This is a genomic window from Methyloprofundus sedimenti (assembly GCF_002072955.1).
Taxonomy (GTDB): domain Bacteria; phylum Pseudomonadota; class Gammaproteobacteria; order Methylococcales; family Methylomonadaceae; genus Methyloprofundus; species Methyloprofundus sedimenti.
The window spans coordinates 914,895-933,454 of sequence record NZ_LPUF01000001.1 but is presented as its reverse complement, the minus strand read 5'-3'; the positions used below and the strand labels follow the sequence as shown (position 1 = coordinate 933,454).

Genomic DNA, 18,560 nt, shown 5'->3' with positions numbered 1-18,560 from the left:
AAAATGTCTTTCCGCCTTGGCTATCAAAAACAATTTCCCTTATATAAATAGTGAGACAATCCAAATGAATTTGTCCAACAAACATTTATACGTAATGCTCCGCACAACGTATAAATACTAAGTAGTTATGTGATGACGGAAATTAAACCTATTTATAAAGAAAAAAACTAATATGTCTGATTACATTAATCCTATAGAACAACTTATACATAGTACTGTTCGTATTCAATGTGGAGATGATAAAAATATATTTTCGTCTGGTACTGGATATATATTCTTTTTTTGTGAAAACGGAAATCAAGGCTATCCTTGCATAGTTACAAATAAGCATGTCGTGAGTGGTGCATCTAGAGGTATTTTTAATTTAACAATTCAAGATGATAAAAATAGACCTATTTTAGGGAATCACGAAGAAATCATTCTAAATGATTTACCCAATTTTTGTATTCCACACCCCAGTCCAGATATTGATCTTGTGGCAATTCCAATTGGTCCAATCTTGAATAATGCACAATTGGAAGGAAAACATTATCATTATATTTATATCAATAAGGGCATACTTGCTAGCGAAGAATTGCTAAACTCCTTACCGTCTATGGAAGATATTGTAATGATTGGTTATCCAAATGGAATTTGGGACGCAAAACACAATCTCCCGATTATTCGGCGTGGGATTACAGCAACACACCCAAGGCTTCCTCTAAATGGAAAATCGGAGTTTATGATTGACGCAGCCTGTTTTCCTGGTTCATCAGGTTCCCCGGTTTTCTTGGCTAATATCGGTAGTTTTGTAGATGCTTCAGGGGCTTTGTGTACAGGTTCGAGAATTGCTCTATTAGGAACCCTTTATGCTGTAGCCCAGCATACAACTACAGGTGAAATTGAAGTTATTGAAGTACCAACAGACACTAAAACCATCACTAGCCATATTCCTAATAATTTAGGTCTAGTGATACATGCAAAAGAACTATTAAAACTCGAAATAGCTGTTCAAAAGCAACTCACCCCAAAACCTCTGATGAATCGAAACGCTCTTTGTTTATGCGGAAGTGGAAAAAGGTTCAAAAATTGCTGTGGAAAAATCACTTAACAATTTAATCAATAGGACCTTTTACTGCGCTATATGCCAACAGTATAAAATAATCTCAAAAGGATTTGAGAAGTAGTAACGAATGGGCTCTATACAGGAAGAGATCCTTTATTTAGGCTCTGTCACCGTTAAGTGTGGAATCTTCAAAAAACTTAACTTTTCAATCACTTAAGAATCTGATGAAATACTGCTTAAAGTGAGGTAGATCAAGCATTCAAAAGTTTCGAGTTATATTTCCCACACTTAACGGTGACAGAGCCTTTATTTAAGGGGTATACAGGGTCTACTATAGAATTATGGAGAGAAATGACAAGTGAGTAATAGATATGATGTTTATAGGAAAAGTTATCTATATATTTATATCTACAAGTGCAAGCCGAATTTTTTTTGATTATTTAGCAACCAGGAATTCTCTTCAAAGCAAGTGGCGGGCATCTTGCCAGGGGTGTAAAATTGAACCTGGTGGGGGTGTGGCTCACGGGGTCCGTCGTACTTTAGGGTAACGGCTCGAACTTGAAATGCCGCCCCCGCCACTTGCGCCGTCCGAGACGTCTTTATTGGGATGGTGCCGAGTGATTTCATGTGGCTTTTTTTGGGGTCATTTGTGGCTCTACTAAGTAGACGAGACGCAGGATGGTGTTGTATCCACTGTTAACGTTGACCTATGGAGACCGTCATGAACATTCATAATTTAGCCCATTTACAAGTTGCAGTTGATATCGGTAGTCACGAGCATTATGTGGCTATTGGCCTTTCTGAGGGAGGGATTCTGGATGAATTTTCGATTACGCATACACCAGCAGGGTTTCAGTATTTTTTTAGCCGTATTAAGCTGCAAGAGCATTTATACAATCTACCTGTAGACGTTGCTATGGAAGGTTACAATGGCTGGGCTCGACCATTGGATAGCCAGATTCAGAGCCACGGTTATCAGCTTTACAACGTCAACAACCTCAAGCTCGCCCGGTTTAAAGAGATCTTTCCCGCACCCGCAAAATCTGATTTGGTTGATACTCACAAAATGCTTGAGTTGTTTCAACTTCAGGATCACTTGCCGCTCGCTAAAGGTGTTCTGCAGGCAGTGCTACCGGTACCCGATGCCAATCGGCGGTTAAAGCGTCTGACACGGCGGCGACGTCAGTTGACCAATGAAAAGGTTGCCCTGCAAAACCGTATACAGCCTGACCTGCAAGCCACCTGCCCGACTCTTCTGGAGATAACAGGAAGTATTGATAATCTATGGTTTCTGCACTTTCTAACTTGTCGCGATGATTTGACAAAATTAATGCGACTACAAACCAAAAGCCTGCTTGCCATTCAAGGGGTTGGCCGGAAATATCTCAACCTCATTCTTGACTGGCAGAAACAGGCAGAATTTTCTAATGAAATCGAAGAAGTCGGCCCGATGATCCAAGAGGATGCACGCCGCTTGTTAGCCTTGATGGCATCAATTAAAACCATGGATGCAAAAATCGACTCACAGATTCAAAAGTCTGCATATGCTCAGCATATTGATTCGATTCCTGGCTTTGGTTTGGTCTGTAGTGCCGAATTGGCGGGTGAAATCGGTACTTTAGACCGCTTTCCGAAACAGAGTAGCTTTTCAATCTATATCGGCATGGCACCTCTGGACAAACAATCTGGAGGCTACCAAGGAACTAAATCACCTAAACACGTCAATACCCGAGCTCGTAAAGCGATGATGACCGCAGTTTGTCGTCACATGGCTTATGTGCCTGAATCTCGCGCTTACTATGATAAAAAACGTTCCGAAGGAAAGACGCACAACAACGCCGTTCGGGCATTGGGGCGACATATATCACGAGTCATCTGGTCTATGTTGCGTCATGACCGAGATTACATTGAACTTGCGAGTATAAATGAAAAGACGGCTTAACAGCTAATGAGAAGTGTTCACTTATGCTGACGTGTATGATAATGATGGATTGAATTCAGGTATATCTTTTTCTCTGATTTGTAGAGAGGCGGATAATTGCGTCAAATTTATGAGTTGATTTAGAAAAATAACTTGCAAATTCCAGAGGGATGTTCGGGTCTTTGATTTATGGTTATTAATAATTCCACTAATCATGGAATAATGCAGACCAAAATAATTTCAAATTTTCTTTCATACTATAACTCCCAATGGCATAAGCATTAGTAATAGCATCATTTTGAATATATTTTTCAGCATATTCAGACAGTGGTTTGACGATTCCCCTTCGTTGAGCCCTTGAGAAAAAAGGAGTCACAGAAAAAAGTGAGGCTCCCCTAGAGTTTCACGGATACTTAAAAATAAGCGACAATATTTGCTTAGTATTCTCTTATTAAAGTGCCTGGTTCTATTTGATCACTACATCTTTTATTAAATTAAAAAACTATCATCATGATAATTTATCTGCCTTGCAATACAGACTCTATCTTATTGATTAAAGAATTAATGTCAGTTAACGATTCGGTATCAATACTTATCACCTCAGGCAGTTCACTTTTATTTAGTGGTTGCCAGTTAAGCAACTGATGCTCAAGTATAGAGAGGTCTGCATCTGAAACGCCTTTTTCTCTTGCATTGATGCGTTGGCGTAGTGTATTGGGTTGAGCTGTGAACTCAATAATGATAAATGGCACTTTATTTCTGCTGGCAACTTGACGAAACTGGTTTCGTTGCTGATATTCCAGACATGTCGCATCAATAATGACTGGATAATCAGCATTTAATACCTGCTCAGCCAATTCAGCTAGATGGCGATAGGTTTGTTGTGTTGCTTCAGATGAATATAAACCCTCATTAACAGCTGCTGAACTATCGCATTCAGGCGCTACCTTAAACAATCGCTTGCGTTCAACATCAGAACGAATTCTAATCGCAGACAATTTTTCTACTAACGGCTGTGTCAGTGTGGATTTTCCTGATGCCGACATACCACAGGTGATGATTAACCCCGGTTTGGTAACGTGCAAGTAAGCTTGAGCTAATTCAAGGTAACCATAGCACGCCATATTAGCTTCATTTTGTACTTGTGAATGACTCCCTGTTTGTGCTGCACGGATAGCTTCAACTTTAGCGCGTACCATAGCGCGGTAGACCAGATAAAAACTGAGTAATTGCATTGCCGCATAATCACCCGTTTGTTCAAGATAATGATTTAAAAAACTCAGCCCAAACTCAGGGTGATGACGATCTTGAAAGTCCATTATCAAAAAAGCAACGTCGCTAATGGTGTCAATCCAGCGTAGCTTTGGGTCAAATTCAATACTATCGAAAGCGACGGGCTTGTCATCAAGAATAATCAGATTACGTAAATGTAAGTCGCCATGACATTCACGTATAAAGCCATCGTGTTTGCGCTGCAGCAATATGAGCTTTAATAGTTCAAATAGCGTCTGAGTCCAGATTTCTATGTCAGTGAGTAAAGTAATAGCGGATTTGTCATTGAGCAGTTGGCGAAGCTGAATAAAGTTCTCTTTAACGGGGTGATAGATTTGTTCGGGACTTCCATAGTTATCCTCCTGGTTAGCGACATCGATTTGTTGATGAAACTCTGCCACCATAACAGCAAGGGCTTGAATGTGATCCATCTGTAAAATATTAGCAGCAAGCATACGATCCAGTTGTATTTCCTGTGGGAACTGAACCATTTTAATGGCGTATTCGATGACCTTACCAGAACCAGAAAAAACGATATTTCCTTCCGTATCAGTAATTGGAACAACTTTAAGGTAGAGAGCAGGCGCCAACCTGGAATTTAATCGCAACTCCTCATTGCAATAAAAGTGACGTTTTTCAAGTGTAGAGAAATCAAGAAAGCCAAGATTGACTGGTTTTTTAATTTTGTATGCAAAAGGACCTGTCAGAATAACCCATGAAATATGCGTTTCTATGAGTTGTATATTTTCAATTGCATGATCATATACCTCAGGATGAAGTAGTGAAGCAATATACTCAGGTAATTTTGTTTGATTTTCATTCATCTCAGGTAACTTTATAAGCTTTTTTAATTTCTAACTATCGCTATAAGCGAAACAACGACTACCAGAGTTTTAACTTTTCCAGGCACCTAAGCAGCTATTTCGATTATTACTTAAGTCATACATAGAAATAATTGCTATTCCCTGTTGATCTGCATCCGATACTTTCTACCTAATCAGTGTCACTGTTGCTAACTAGAATTTCCTTATTACCCAAGACACATACCTAATTTCAAGAGCCTGGCAATAATCGCAGTATAAACTAAAAGCAGGAGCAGGATAATGAAAAAGAATAATGACTGATGAACCGCCCGGTGCGGAGCCGCATGCAGAGTAGTGTGGGGAGAACCGGAGAGAAACCGGTTCTTACCCGAGTTTAATCACTATTTGTAAAATTAACAGACTCATTATTGGATTTGTGTTTTAAGTAGATAGTTGCTCAGATTCGAGGATATGTAATCCTGGTGTAGCATCGAGCCCGGCTTCCAGTAAAGCGCCTGCCAGCTGGAGAGTCGATACCGCTTGATAACGTTGAGGAAGTAACGATGCTAGGTGCTTACCTAGAAACAAACCGATGGCTTCAAGGGGACGACCGGTGGATCGTGGCCCGCCGATTAATAGCGAGGGTCTTGCAATTGTTAGCGAAGCAAAACCTACAGCGCTAATATCTCGTTCAGTCTCGCCTTTGACATTTAAATAAAATACTCGGGATGAAAGGTCTGCACCTAGCGAAGAGACCAGGCCAAACGCTGGAGTTCCTGCATTCTGGCTCAGTCTTGCCGCGGTCATAACGTAATCGTGATCCACACGATAAAATCCCGCTCTGGACTTTGCCTGCCTCAGTGTGGTCCCAAGCGCGCACAGGGCAAGGTCGGCTTTCCAGCACTGCGCTGTTGCAGGTAATTCCTCAAAATCGACGATAGGATTGTCCAGCTTCTCATGATGCGTAAGCGGTCGTCGTGTAGGCGCAATTACTCTGAATATTTCAGGGTGGCATAAGGCCAGTTGTAGTATCTGTTGTCCGACCTGACCTGTAGCGCCAAGGATAAGTATCGTTTGCATAAGAGAAATGTGTGCAGTTATCTTGGTTTATGCCAATGTGTTAAGGTCAACACCGGATCGAAGCGAGCCATGATCAATTGTGCAAGCTTAATTGGACGGTTTGGATTTGTATATTACATTGTCGTTGAGCGCGGTATACAATTCCAGGCGAAAATTTGCAACGACAGCTTGCGCTTTGTCTTTATCAAAACCACTATTGATTAGAGCCATTTCCCCTAGTCGTAATCCGGCTTCCAGTGTTTCTGCCACAACCTGATTTGCGCCGTCATTGAGTAATTGCTCACAATGGGCAATATCATGTGCGCGCGCATGAATTTGAATATTAGGATAATGACGCCGTACATCTTTAACCAAATGCTCAAGATTAGAGAAATTATCCAGTGAAAAAAGCAGCATGGTGGCATGTGCTGCGCCTGCAGATTTGAGTACTTTTAATTTGCGGGCATCACCAAAAAACACATTAAAACCTTCGCCACGAAATTGATTAACACGCTCATGATTATTATCTAAAGCGATATACTCTACTCCGGCACGATCTAATAACTGAGCCACACGTCGACCCACTCGGCCAAAGCCTGCGATAATAACTTTTCCATGAATTTCAGTTGCATCAGGTGTGGGCACAGCTGTATTGATTATGGCAGTTTCGCCCTCATCTAGCGCCGTCAGTTTTAGCCACCAGTCACCCAGCTTAACGATAAAAGGTGTGGACACCATGCTCAAGGCGATGACCAAGGTAAGAAATTGCACCCGCTCAGGCATTAGAACGCCTGCAATCATAGCGTAGCCAAATAAAACAAAGCCAAATTCACCGGCTTGTGATAATAGTAATGCTGTACGTAAGGAATTGCGACTATCGAGACCGCTTAGCCTGGATAATAGCCAGAGCACGCTTGCTTTAATTAGCAATAGACCTGCAACTGCCAATAAAACCCAATGCCATTCTCTGATCAGTAGGCCGAAATCAATGCTCATGCCTACGGTCATAAAAAACAAGCCTAATAGTGTGCCGCGAACCGGCTCAATATCAGCTTCAATTTGATGCCGATAATGTGATTCGGCAAGCATAAGCCCGGCTAAAAATGCGCCAAGCGCCATTGATAAGTGCAATAACTCCATCGCACGACCAATTCCCAGCACCATTAATATCGTTGCAGCAATGAAAACTTCCGAATTTCGGCTAGCAGCAACCCGATCTAAAATTGGATTAAGCAAAAAACGCCCGACCAGAATAACCAGGAGAATACCGCCGGTCACTTCCAGAAATCCAACCCCGGCACTGCTAGTTAATGTTTCACCACCTGATAAAAGTGATACCATTGCCATCAGCGGCACCACAGCAAGATCCTGCAGTAGCAGTACCGCGAACGATGCTCTGCCATATACGCAGGTGAGATTTCCTTTCTCTGATAAAATCTGCAGGCCAAAGGCAGTTGAGGATAAAGCTAATCCAAAAGCCGCAATAACACTGACTTTTAAAGGAAAATCTAAGAGCTGAGCGACACAGAATAGTAATAATGCAGTGATTAATACCTGGGCAATCCCCAGGCCAAAGACCAGACGGCGCATAACCCACAAACGCTCGGCTTTCATCTCCAGACCGATTAAAAATAATAAAAAGACAACACCAAACTCAGCCAAATGGCGTAAATCTTCGACCTCGTTAATCAGCTTTAACCCCCAGGGCCCCAGCGCTGCTCCGGCAAACAGATAGCCAAGTACAGAACCTAGCCCTAGGCGATGAAAGATGGGAATAGCTATCACAGCAGCCGCTAAAAGCTCGAGTATATACAACAGAATACTGTTGTCAGCGTGCATAATTGTTTTTCCTGTTACTCAAGATAAAGTCATACGCAATATAATACCAGTATCTGGTGTAAATAATGCACACTCTCTGGTGAGAGCAAGAAAAAAGAAATTTATGTGGCCAAGGAAGCAATAAGTTCAAGCTTGATTGATATTATTACCTTTAAAACTTTTCGAAAATCAAGGATACGCCAACTTGAGTTTAGTTTTGAGAGGAAAAGCAGCATAATGTTTTCCCTAAAATTTATAACTTGAAAACCCACCCGATTAAGGCGGAGATTTATGTGTTAGCTGAAAAAGAATGGAGGGGGAATATGAAGAACTTATCAATTTTGGTATTGCTGGCCGTGGTTATTCTATTGAATGCTTGCACAGGGAGAAAGGAGGCAGACTGGATTAAACACGACGATCAATTTGTAGACATAAAGAAAATTATTCCTTCAGTTCATTTAGATATCAGGTATTACAGTAAAAACAATTTTGTTGGGTCAAGGATTGATGGGTACGATGCGCCTAAATGCTTACTAACGAGAGAGACGGCCCTGGCACTCAGGAACGTACAAAAGGAGCTTGCAGCCGATCAACAGTCACTGAAGATTTTCGATTGCTATCGTCCCCAGAGGGCAGTAGATAATTTCGTTAGATGGGCAAAAGACTTAAGTGATTTGAAGATGAAATCCGAATATTACCCGTCAGTTGATAAGAAGAATCTATTTAAAGAGGGTTATATCGCCGAAAAATCCGGGCATAGCCGGGGCAGCACTGTAGATTTGACAATAATAGATTTGCATAGCAATCAGGAGTTGGACATGGGAACACACTTTGATTTCTTTGATCCCCTCTCTCACACAGCCAATAGTCGTATAAGCAAATCTCAACATGAAAATAGAGTGACTCTGAAATCTGCAATGGAACGCAATGGCTTCAAGAATCTTAAAGAGGAATGGTGGCATTTTACGTTCCAGAATGAGACTTATCCGCAAAAGTATTTTAATTTTAAAGTCGAATAATCAGCTCACCAGCTCTTAGATATCAGCCGATCACCTGACTCAGGTCATCATTAAGCTGGTGCATCGATCTGGCTAAAATCACAATCTAAAACCAGAATACTTTGATTGTTTTTAGCGCCTATTGCGCAAAGCTTCTGTCACGGCCTGTAAATCATCCATAACCCAGGTAGGCGCATAATCAATCAGTTCTATATCTTCACGTGTTGAAGCACCTGTTAATACCATTAAACTGCGCATACCTGTACGTACGGCACCTAAAATATCGGTATCCAGACGATCACCAATGGCAATCGTGTTTTCAGCACTGCTGCCTAACAGCGCAAGTGCCTGCTGATAAATGATCGGTTCGGGTTTACCTATCACTTTTGGCGTGCAACCTGTAGCTGCATGTAACGCTGCTAAAATAGCACCATTGCCCTGTATCAGGCCAAGTTCTGTTGGCAATGTGGTATCGCCATTGGTGGCAATAAACTCTGCTCCGGCTCGTAAGTTCAGCGTGGCTGTTGATAATTTATCCCAGTTAATCGACTCATCCTTACCACAAACAACAATATCCGCACCCTGCCCGGGCGTAGCTTCGGTATTTAATTGATAGAGATCAGTTAGAGTAAATCCCTGCTCTAATAATGGCTGAATTGCTCCATCTTCACCTAAAACAAACACCCGCGTTTGAGCAGGGTCTTTATGTTGAGCAAGATAAAGTGCCGTTGCCATGCCTGAGGTTAAAATTTCTTGGGCTACCACTGCCACTCCCATGCGTGCCAGTTTTTTGATATATTGTTCGTTGGTATGGCTGGCGTTATTGGTGGCCAATACAAACGGAATTTGTTGCTCGCGTATTAGCTGAAAGAATTCTTTTAATCCGGCAATGGCCTGGTCACCATGCCATAATACGCCATCCATATCGATGATCAATGCGTGTATATTAGTGAAAGGTGCAGTCATGTTAAGTTCTTTTTGGAAGCAAAATAAACGGGTGAAATACCCAGGCTTTTCCAGCCTACTATTGATAATAGTGCTCAGTATAACAGGCTGCAGTGTAAAACAACCACGACAAGTAGCGATTGCTTCAGCCCATCCTTTAGCAACACAGGCAGGCTTTGAAATATTACGTCAGGGTGGTAATGTGTATGATGCGGCTGTGGCTGTAAGCGCTGCATTAGCGGTAGTTGAACCCTCTGGCTCCGGACTTGGCGGTGGTGGGTTCTGGTTATTACATCGCCAAAGTGACGGCCTGGACATCATGATTGATGGCCGTGAAAAAGCGCCCATTGCCGCCCGGAAAGAGATGTTTATTGATGCCTCGGGAGAGGTTAATACAGTGCTCTCATTAAATGGTGCTTTAGCGGCAGGCATTCCTGGTATGCCTGCCGGCTTGGTGCATTTGTCAAAAAAGTATGGCAATCTCCCGCTGGCGACCAGTTTACAGCCAGCCATTCGCTATGCCGAGCAAGGCTTTATAATCGGTACAAGACACCAAAAGTTATTAGGTTTTCGTAAAGGCGTTTTAAATCAGCACCCGGAAACAGCAGCAATTTTTTTAAAACATGGACAAATTCCTGATAAGGACAGCTTGCTGATACAAACGGATCTGGCACAAACGTTAAAGCACCTTGCGGATCAAGGCAAATCAGGATTCTATGCGGGTACGGTTGCGGATAAATTAGTGCATGCAGTACAACAGGAGGGTGGCATCTGGACGTTAAAAGATTTACTTAACTATCAGGTTGTCGAACGCAAACCCGTCACCGGTAGCTATAAAGGTATAAAAATCACCAGTGCCGCCCTGCCTTCATCAGGGGGTATCGTTTTATTAGAAGCTTTAAATATTCTGGAAAATATCGACCTGGAAACAATGGATAGCGTAACGCGAAAACACATGATAGTTGAAGCGATGCGCCGTGCTTATCATGACAGGGCATTATATTTAGGTGATAGTGATTTTATCGATGTACCAGTCGATCGCTTGATTGATAAACACTATGCACAAGGCTTGTCTAATACTATACGCGCCGATCAGGCCTTACCCAGCGAATATTTAACCGGGCACACACCCGCAAAACAAGGCGGCCGAAATACCACGCATTTTTCCATTATGGATAATCAAGGCAATCGTGTTGCAGCTACTTTAAGTATTAACTTTCCTTTTGGTGCCGGACTGGTCGCAGAGGGTACAGGTGTATTACTAAATAATGAAATGGATGATTTTGTCAGCGCTAAAAATAGCGGCAATGGCTATGGCTTGGTCGGTGGCGATGCCAATTCGATAGCTCCGGAAAAACGCATGTTATCCAGCATGACCCCTACTTTTTTAGAAGATAGTGAACGCATTGCTGTCTTAGGCACACCGGGTGGCAGCCGGATTATCTCCATGGTTCTACTGGCATCACTGGATTTTGCCGCTGATCATTCTCCCGAATCATGGGTCAAGGTAAAGCGCTTTCATCACCAATATATACCTGATCAGATTTTGTATGAAAAAGGCGGCTTGGATCTACAGGAAATAGAAGGTCTACAAGCCTTGGGACATCAGCTTAAACAAACTTATAACTATGGCAATATGCAGGCGGTACAACTGGATAAAGCTAATGACAGCCTATCAGCCGTTAGCGACCATCGTGGTGAAGGCTTTGCCAGTGTGCAGAATATTAATGAGTAATATTGATATTTACTATGCTTCATCAGTATCAAGTTTTGCACCCGGGCTAGCTGATTATCAGGCTAGCCTGGATAAAGATGAATTAGCGACTGCTGAACGGTTTAAATTTGCCGAGCTTAGAGAGCGCTATATTATTTGCCATGGAATACTCAGACAATTATTAGCAGAACGAGTTACTGAAGCAGCAGCAGACTTGCGCATTGAAAAAACTGAATTCGGTAAGCCCTTTTTACCCGGCACTCCGGATTTAAGTTTTAATATGTCACATTCAGGCGATATTCTGGCTGTCGCAATTAGCTGGCAATGTCAGCTAGGGGTTGATGTAGAATGCTACAAACCGCGTAACGCATGGGAAGGTCTGGTAAAAAAATGCTTTGCACCCGAAGAAGCCGATTTTTGGTATAGCTTAGATAAAGCTGAGCGTAGTCATGCTTTTTATCAATTCTGGGTTAAAAAAGAAGCCTTTGTTAAAGCCGTGGGGAAAGGCATTACCCTGGGTTTAGATCAGTGCGTGGTTAATCCCGAGGATTTTACATCATTTTTACGCGTACCCGAGCTGGCCTGTTTAGCGGATAAGTGGCGGATTTATACTTTGAACCTATCGGAAAATGAATTTGGCGCTGTTGTGTGTGACAGCGAAAATATCCGTTTGCGTATGATAGAGCTATAAGTCATTAGGGCTGCCTTGAACTGGCTCAGTTATTAATCGCCTTATCTGATTATCTGACATAGCCGATAATGGAAATAAAATGACAGATCGAGCCTATGAGTACAAAAAGATGCCAGATACCATGTGCATGGCGCAGCTTGTTCATATCATCCATAACGTAAAATACTATGCCCACAGTATAGGCTATGCCGCCAGCCGTAAGCCACGCAATTCCGGCGGTGGTAATAGCCGCTTTAAGAGTTGAATACTCCAGGGTACATACCCACCCCATCAATAAATAAATGACAATTTGCAGGGACTCATTTCGCTTAGGGCTATAGATTTCCAGCAATATACCTGTCGCTGCAAGTCCCCAGACTACGCTGAGCATTAACGGGCCGTTACTATCTACCAACGACACCAGCATATAAGGTGTATATGTACCCGCAATAAGCAGATAAATAGACAGATGATCAAGCTTCTGGAAAATCTGCTTAAGTTCCGGAGGATGAAAACTGTGGTAAAGAGTAGACATGGTATAAAGCAAAACCAGTGTCAGTCCAAATACAGTAAAACTTATAATGATCAAAGGCTCATTCTGCTGAATACCAATAGTCAATAATGACCCCAGACCGACCAACGCTAAAATAGCACCAATCAAATGGGTAATGCTGTTAAATCTTTCACCGTAGTACATACTTTCAATTTATCCTATGGTTCAAAACCAGTCCTTCCAGGGAAGGAACTTTTTGCTTGAATTATACGCCTAAAGGATGTGCCTAAAATAACGTAGGCAAGCTGCCTGCGCTCCTGAGATGAATAGCTCTTTCATACACATTCCTGGTTAAACGAACATAAAATATTTATCATATTTACCACAAAAGAAACAGACGCGAATTCAAGCAATTAATGCAACACCCTGTGATTTATTTATATCAACCCCCGTTATTTGGCAAAATACTTCCCATGGAGTTCTGTAATTTAACCCTTTTCTTGGACGATGATTAAGTGCTGTAATTGCACTATCAACCTCATCTTGAGTTACCTTATCCAAAGGTTCTTTTTTAGGGAAGTATTGCCTTAATAAGCCATTGTGGTTTTCATTTAAACCTCGTTGCCACGAATGATACGGTTTGGCAAAATAAGTGCCGCAGTCGAGTGTTTTTGCAATGGCTTCATGCCCACAAAACTCACGTCCATTATCAAAGGTAATCGTGTGAACCCAACGTTTAAAAGGCTCAAGAGCATTGATAATCGCCTCTTTCGTTAATTCAGATTCTTTACGCTCAATTGAGATGGCGAAGTTGAGCTTTGAGACCCGTTCAGTCAGCGTCACCAATACGCCTTTATGTCCTTTACCGATAACAGTATCTGCTTCCCAATCACCTAAACGCGTTTTATCATCAACCACTTGTGGTCGCTCATCAATATCAACACGGCTGGGTATCGTTCCGCGATAATCATTTTTTCCATATCGCTTACGATAAGGTTTGGCTTGATGCCTCAAATAAGTATACAAATCGCCACCGGCTGCTTTGTTAGCTAAAATATAACGGTAAATAGTCTCATGACTGACGGAGTCCTTACCTTGTTGTTTTAAGCGTCCTGAAATACAGTCAGGACTCCATTTCTCTTTGATTAAAGGCGTTATTATCTGTTGTAACTCAGCCGTCATCTTGATGTTTTTGGGCTTATCAATATGGCGTTGTTTAGCTATTCTCTCAGCTTGCTTGTAACGATAACCACACTGACCTGTATTACGCGTAATTTCACGTCCAATAGTCGATTTATGACGCCCCAATGTGATGGCTATTTGATTCTTAGAAACGCCTTGTTTTAGTTGCGTATAAATGTAAAATCTTTCCTCTTGGGTTAGATGGTTAAACGTGTTCATTGAGCACCTCTTTTTAGTTTCAGGTTTTAGTCGACGGAAACTATACCATCTAACCCTTTAAAGAGGTGTTGCAGTTATTATATGAATTCGGGTGAGTTTTTTGTTATCAAATCTCTGTTTTCTCTATGGATATGTTGAACCTAGAAACCGCAGTTGACCGCTATAAATAATTATAAGTGACTGAATATAAAATATAATGATTGTAAATACTTGTCACCTGTTGGGTGACTCTACTCCGCTGCACGGTTTTGTGGATAATTCTGAGCACGAAATACTGCGTTACAGCTCTTGCCAAGGGCTACGGCCATTGCCTGCGAGCAGTGCCTTGTCTTTCACACCCGAATTGTCCACAAAATTCGTGCTCAACTGCGGTTTCTAGGTTGAAAATTCTTTATATTATTTTTCGATAAAATACAATTTCACTTAACTAGCACCAACTCGCTTCGACCTTTGGCTGCCTCAATATTTCATGCAGGTTTGCCTCAATAATTCGATAGCCGACATTACCATAAAGTTTTTGCCGCCCTTCATTAAGAATGTAGGTGGGACTCCCTTCCACCCGAAATTCGTCTCTTAATTCAATATCACGAAACAATGCCGCCAGTGCCGTACCATCATCCATAGCACGTTCTATTTGAGCAACCGGTAATTGCATCGTCCGGGCAATTTCCTTTAACACCTGCATATTACCGATATCTTTAGCATCTTGAAAAAAGGCCAGTCGAACCTGCCAGACAAATTCCTCAAAGAGTGTTCTATGCTGCAGGTCTGCACAGGCTTCATTATTGATCATACCAGCACCAACAAGAGACTGAACCGCTTTAATAAACAAATGACTGGTCGCCGACGTTTTAGGGGCATTTATTTTCCACACATCCTGATGCAAGGCTAGATAAGGATACGCTTTGCATACCTGATGAGTATGCTCTCCAAACCCTGCATAGCCTCCTTTATCTTTCCAGCCATCCTCGATTCGATGTTCGGTACAGCCGAAGATAGGCATAAAATGATAACTGATCTCTATTTCAGATGCATGATGCTTAATCAGTTCATCAAGTCGCACCTGAGCCAGATAGGCCCAGACACATAAAACATCAGTAAAATAATGAATACGTATTGGTGGTGAAATCATTAGGTAATATCCTTTACTATGTAGTCTGTAAACAAAGATCTTATCAGCTAAGTTTCAGGTACCTGGAGAAGTTTATTTGAATCTCGTTCCCATGCTCCGCGTCACTGCCATTAAGCATAAAATGCCGAGTTACGTTTGCCGCGCTTCGCTTGCAAATCTAACCCAGCCTACGTCGTAAGTTAGGGCTGGGCTTAAAACAAGCCCGTAATCACTCCTGCATCTGTAATATCAATACGTTCTGCAGCCGGTACTTTAGGCAAGCCAGGCATCGTCATCATATTACCGGCTATCACAACTATAAAACCGGCTCCGTTAGCTAGTCTTACTTCGGTTATTTCCACAGTATGACCAGAAGGAGCACCTTTTGCCATTGGATCAGTAGAAAAAGACATTTGCGTTTTTGCTATACAGATCGGAAAGTGTCCATATTGCTGTTGTAATTGCTGAATTTCAGCTTTTACTTTCACACTGGCAGTAATGTTCGCCGCTCCATAAAGTTTTGTCGCGATGGTTTCAATTTTATCCCAAAGCGGCAACTGATCATCGTAAACGAAGCTACACCCGGGCTCACGATTATCGACAATATTTAATACTTCCTGAGCTAATTCTTCTGCGCCTGACCCACCTTCTGCCCAATGTTTTGAAACCACACACTTTGCGCCTAAAGCAGCACATTTATCTTTGATTAAAGCCAGTTCCGCTTCGGTATCAAAAGTAAAATGATTAATACACACAACACACGGTAAACCATAATGTTGAGTAATATTATTTAAATGACGCTCTAAATTGACAAACCCAGCGTCTAAAGCTTGCAGGTTTTCATTATTTAAGTCAGCTTTGGCGACACCGCCATGTGATTTTAATGCTCTTACCGTAGCCACCAAAACGACAGCCGAAGGTTTCAACCCCGCAATACGACATTTAATATCAATAAATTTTTCTGCGCCCAGATCAGCACCAAAACCTGCTTCGGTAACAGTATAATCGGCCAATTTTAAGGCTGCCTTAGTGGCAGTGACGGTATTGCAGCCATGGGCAATATTGGCAAATGGCCCGCCATGAATAATGGCAAGATTGTTTTCCAGCGTTTGAACTAAATTCGGTTTTATTGCTTCTTTTAATAAAGCCGCCATTGCGCCATGCGCTCTCAAGTCTCTGGCATACACAGGAGTTACTGCATCGGTTTTATACGCAACAACAATACGTCCTAAACGTTCTTTTAAATCAGCACGACTAGTAGCCAGACATAAAATCGCCATCACTTCTGATGCGACCACAATATCATATCCGTCCTCTCGTAAATACCCATTTGCCGGACCACCCTGCCCAACAGTGATCTCACGCAAAGCGCGATCATTCATATCAACCACACGTTTCCACTTGATACGCCGGGAATCAATATCTAAAGCATTACCATGAGTGATATGGTTATCAATCATCGCCGATAATAAATTATGCGCAACCCCAATTGCGTGAAAATCACCGGTAAAATGCAGGTTAATATCTTCCATAGGGACCACTTGTGAGTAGCCTCCCCCTGCGGCCCCGCCTTTCATACCAAAACAAGGTCCCAAGGAAGGTTCACGTAAACACATAATCGTGCTTTTACCCAAACGGTTCATGGCATCGCCCAGACCAACAGTGGTTGTGGTTTTACCTTCTCCGGCCGGTGTGGGACTGACTGCGGTTACTAGAATTAATTTGCCATCTTGTTTATCGCGGAGGCTATCAATATATTCTAAAGAGACTTTAGCTTTGTAATGACCATAGGGATCCAGGTGCTCGGCGGGAATCGCCAGTTTTTTTGCCGCTAAATCAATAATAGGCAGCATTTTTGCCTGTTGGGCGATTTCAATGTCTGACATGCTTACATCTCCAGATAATATCAAGTATTCATTAAACGCAAAAAGCCCGCTTAAGCATAAAGCGGGCTTTATTTATAATTCCTTTTCCATGCAGCCCGCGGGGTCTTTTGAGCGTCATTCCACGCAAAGCGCAGGATTAAGGATATGTTATTTTCCTTTAATGACTATACACTGGAAAACGCGCACACAGGTTAGTGACTTTTTCGCGTACTGCAGCAATCACTGCATCATCTTCCATATTTTCCATCACATCACACATCCAGTTTGCAATTTCAATTACTTCAACTTCTTTAAACCCACGTGTGGTTGGGGCCGGGGTTCCAACACGAATACCGCTGGTGACAAACGGCGACTCAGGGTCGTTTGGCACAGCATTTTTGTTCACCGTGATATGCGCTTTACTTAATGCGGCATCCGCCGCTTTACCGGTAATACCTTTGGGAATCAAGGAAACCAGCATTAAATGATTGTCTGTCCCGCCTGAAACAACATCGAAGCCACGATTGATAAAAACTTCTGCCATGGCTTGAGCATTTTTAATGACTTGTGCCTGATAGGTTTTAAACTCTGGTAACATCGCTTCTTTAAAGGAAACGGCTTTAGCAGCGATCACATGCATTAAGGGACCACCCTGTATACCTGGAAAGATATTTGAATTTAACTTTTTTTCTAAATCAGGATTACTTTTACACAGAATCAATCCACCGCGAGGGCCGCGTAGTGACTTATGTGTTGTGCTAGTCACAATATCAGCAATCGGTACAGGATTTGGGTACAAACCTGCCGCAACAAGCCCGGCGACATGGGCCATATCAACTAATAAATAAGCGCCCACTTTATCGGCAATATCTCTGAAACGTTGCCAGTCCCAGATACGTGAATAGGCTGAAAATCCTGCAACCAATACTTTAGGTTTATGCTCTAGAGTAAGCCTTTCGACCTCATCATAATCAATTTCACCTGTTTCAGGGTGCAAGCCATACTGAATAGCATTATAAATTTTGCCTGAAAAATTGGGTTTTGCACCATGCGTTAAATGTCCGCCATCTGCCAGACTTAAGCCCAATATAGTATCACCAGGTTGAATCATCGCCATAAAAGCTGCCATATTCGCTTGCGAACCTGAATGCGGTTGAACATTGGCATAATCTGCACCAAATAGTTCCTTGGCGCGATCTATAGCCAGTTGTTCTGCTCTATCGACAAATTCACAACCACCATAATAACGCTTACCTGGATAGCCTTCTGCATATTTATTGGTTAATTGTGAACCTAGTGCTTCTAGCACACGTGGGCTAGTGTAGTTTTCTGATGCAATAAGCTCTATGTGATCTTCCTGACGTTGATGCTCTTCAGCTATAGCTTGAAAAATTTCATCATCAAAGCCTTCTATGGACATAGATTTTTTATACATTTATGGTCTC

At 42.2% G+C, this 18,560-nt stretch carries 14 protein-coding genes; 5 read left to right on the top strand and 9 right to left on the bottom strand.

What is annotated here, in order from left to right; all coding sequences use genetic code 11:
- The first annotated feature begins 172 nt into the window (after positions 1–172).
- The gene (locus AU255_RS04105) at positions 173–1,090 is read left to right on the top strand and encodes a trypsin-like peptidase domain-containing protein (RefSeq protein ID WP_080521694.1); all 918 of its coding nucleotides are present in this window, start codon (positions 173–175) and stop codon (positions 1,088–1,090) included.
- 676 nt (positions 1,091–1,766) lie between these two features.
- Positions 1,767–2,987, top strand: a complete 1,221-nt coding sequence (locus tag AU255_RS04100; RefSeq protein ID WP_080521693.1) for an IS110 family RNA-guided transposase — start codon at positions 1,767–1,769, stop codon at positions 2,985–2,987.
- 497 nt (positions 2,988–3,484) lie between these two features.
- Here AU255_RS04100 and AU255_RS04095 read toward each other — a convergent pair whose 3' ends face one another.
- The 3 genes from AU255_RS04095 to AU255_RS04085 all read right to left on the bottom strand — a co-directional run bounded on the left by AU255_RS04095 (position 3,485) and on the right by AU255_RS04085 (position 7,939).
- Entirely contained in the window at positions 3,485–5,062 is a 1,578-nt protein-coding gene (locus AU255_RS04095; protein ID WP_080521692.1) for a bifunctional aminoglycoside phosphotransferase/ATP-binding protein, read from the bottom strand.
- A 420-nt stretch (positions 5,063–5,482) separates the two neighbouring features.
- The gene (locus AU255_RS04090) at positions 5,483–6,121 is read right to left on the bottom strand and encodes a Rossmann-fold NAD(P)-binding domain-containing protein (protein WP_080521691.1); all 639 of its coding nucleotides are present in this window, start codon (positions 6,119–6,121) and stop codon (positions 5,483–5,485) included.
- 87 nt (positions 6,122–6,208) lie between these two features.
- Positions 6,209–7,939 carry a monovalent cation:proton antiporter-2 (CPA2) family protein gene (locus AU255_RS04085; protein ID WP_080521690.1) on the bottom strand — a complete coding sequence of 577 codons (1,731 nt, stop codon included), beginning with the start codon at positions 7,937–7,939 and terminating at the stop codon, positions 6,209–6,211.
- A 272-nt stretch (positions 7,940–8,211) separates the two neighbouring features.
- Here AU255_RS04085 and AU255_RS04080 point away from each other — a divergent pair, with 272 nt between their 5' ends.
- The gene (locus AU255_RS04080; protein ID WP_233144548.1) at positions 8,212–8,937 is read left to right on the top strand and encodes a M15 family metallopeptidase; all 726 of its coding nucleotides are present in this window, start codon (positions 8,212–8,214) and stop codon (positions 8,935–8,937) included.
- Positions 8,938–9,048: 111 nt separating this feature from the next.
- Here the strand turns inward: AU255_RS04080 and AU255_RS04075 are convergent, their stop codons facing one another.
- A complete protein-coding gene (locus AU255_RS04075; RefSeq protein WP_080521689.1) occupies positions 9,049–9,882 on the bottom strand; it encodes an HAD-IIA family hydrolase in 834 nt (277 codons plus the stop codon).
- Between AU255_RS04075 and ggt the strand changes: the two genes are divergently transcribed.
- Together ggt and AU255_RS04065 are read left to right on the top strand one after the other, a co-directional pair.
- Positions 9,881–11,596 (top strand): gamma-glutamyltransferase, encoded by a 1,716-nt coding sequence (gene ggt, locus AU255_RS04070; RefSeq protein ID WP_080521688.1) that lies wholly within the window; start codon positions 9,881–9,883, stop codon positions 11,594–11,596. The two genes, AU255_RS04075 and ggt, sit on opposite strands and share 2 nt — an antisense overlap.
- Complete coding sequence (locus AU255_RS04065) at positions 11,589–12,266, top strand: 4'-phosphopantetheinyl transferase family protein (protein WP_158083047.1); 678 nt, start codon at positions 11,589–11,591, stop codon at positions 12,264–12,266. Before ggt ends, AU255_RS04065 begins: the two co-directional genes overlap by 8 nt.
- 49 nt (positions 12,267–12,315) lie before the next feature.
- Here the strand turns inward: AU255_RS04065 and trhA are convergent, their stop codons facing one another.
- The 5 genes from trhA to glyA all read right to left on the bottom strand — a co-directional run bounded on the left by trhA (position 12,316) and on the right by glyA (position 18,550).
- Positions 12,316–12,942, bottom strand: a complete 627-nt coding sequence (gene trhA / locus AU255_RS04060; RefSeq protein ID WP_080521686.1) for a PAQR family membrane homeostasis protein TrhA — start codon at positions 12,940–12,942, stop codon at positions 12,316–12,318.
- Between the two features lie 201 nt (positions 12,943–13,143).
- The gene (locus AU255_RS04055; protein ID WP_143735847.1) at positions 13,144–14,139 is read right to left on the bottom strand and encodes an IS30 family transposase; all 996 of its coding nucleotides are present in this window, start codon (positions 14,137–14,139) and stop codon (positions 13,144–13,146) included.
- Positions 14,140–14,566: 427 nt separating this feature from the next.
- The gene (locus tag AU255_RS04050) at positions 14,567–15,271 is read right to left on the bottom strand and encodes a DsbA family oxidoreductase (RefSeq protein ID WP_080521685.1); all 705 of its coding nucleotides are present in this window, start codon (positions 15,269–15,271) and stop codon (positions 14,567–14,569) included.
- A gap of 191 nt (positions 15,272–15,462) precedes the next feature.
- A complete protein-coding gene (locus AU255_RS04045; protein ID WP_080521684.1) occupies positions 15,463–17,136 on the bottom strand; it encodes a formate--tetrahydrofolate ligase in 1,674 nt (557 codons plus the stop codon).
- Between the two features lie 157 nt (positions 17,137–17,293).
- Positions 17,294–18,550 carry a serine hydroxymethyltransferase gene (gene glyA, locus AU255_RS04040; RefSeq protein ID WP_080521683.1) on the bottom strand — a complete coding sequence of 419 codons (1,257 nt, stop codon included), beginning with the start codon at positions 18,548–18,550 and terminating at the stop codon, positions 17,294–17,296.
- Between the last annotated feature and the right edge of the window lie 10 nt (positions 18,551–18,560).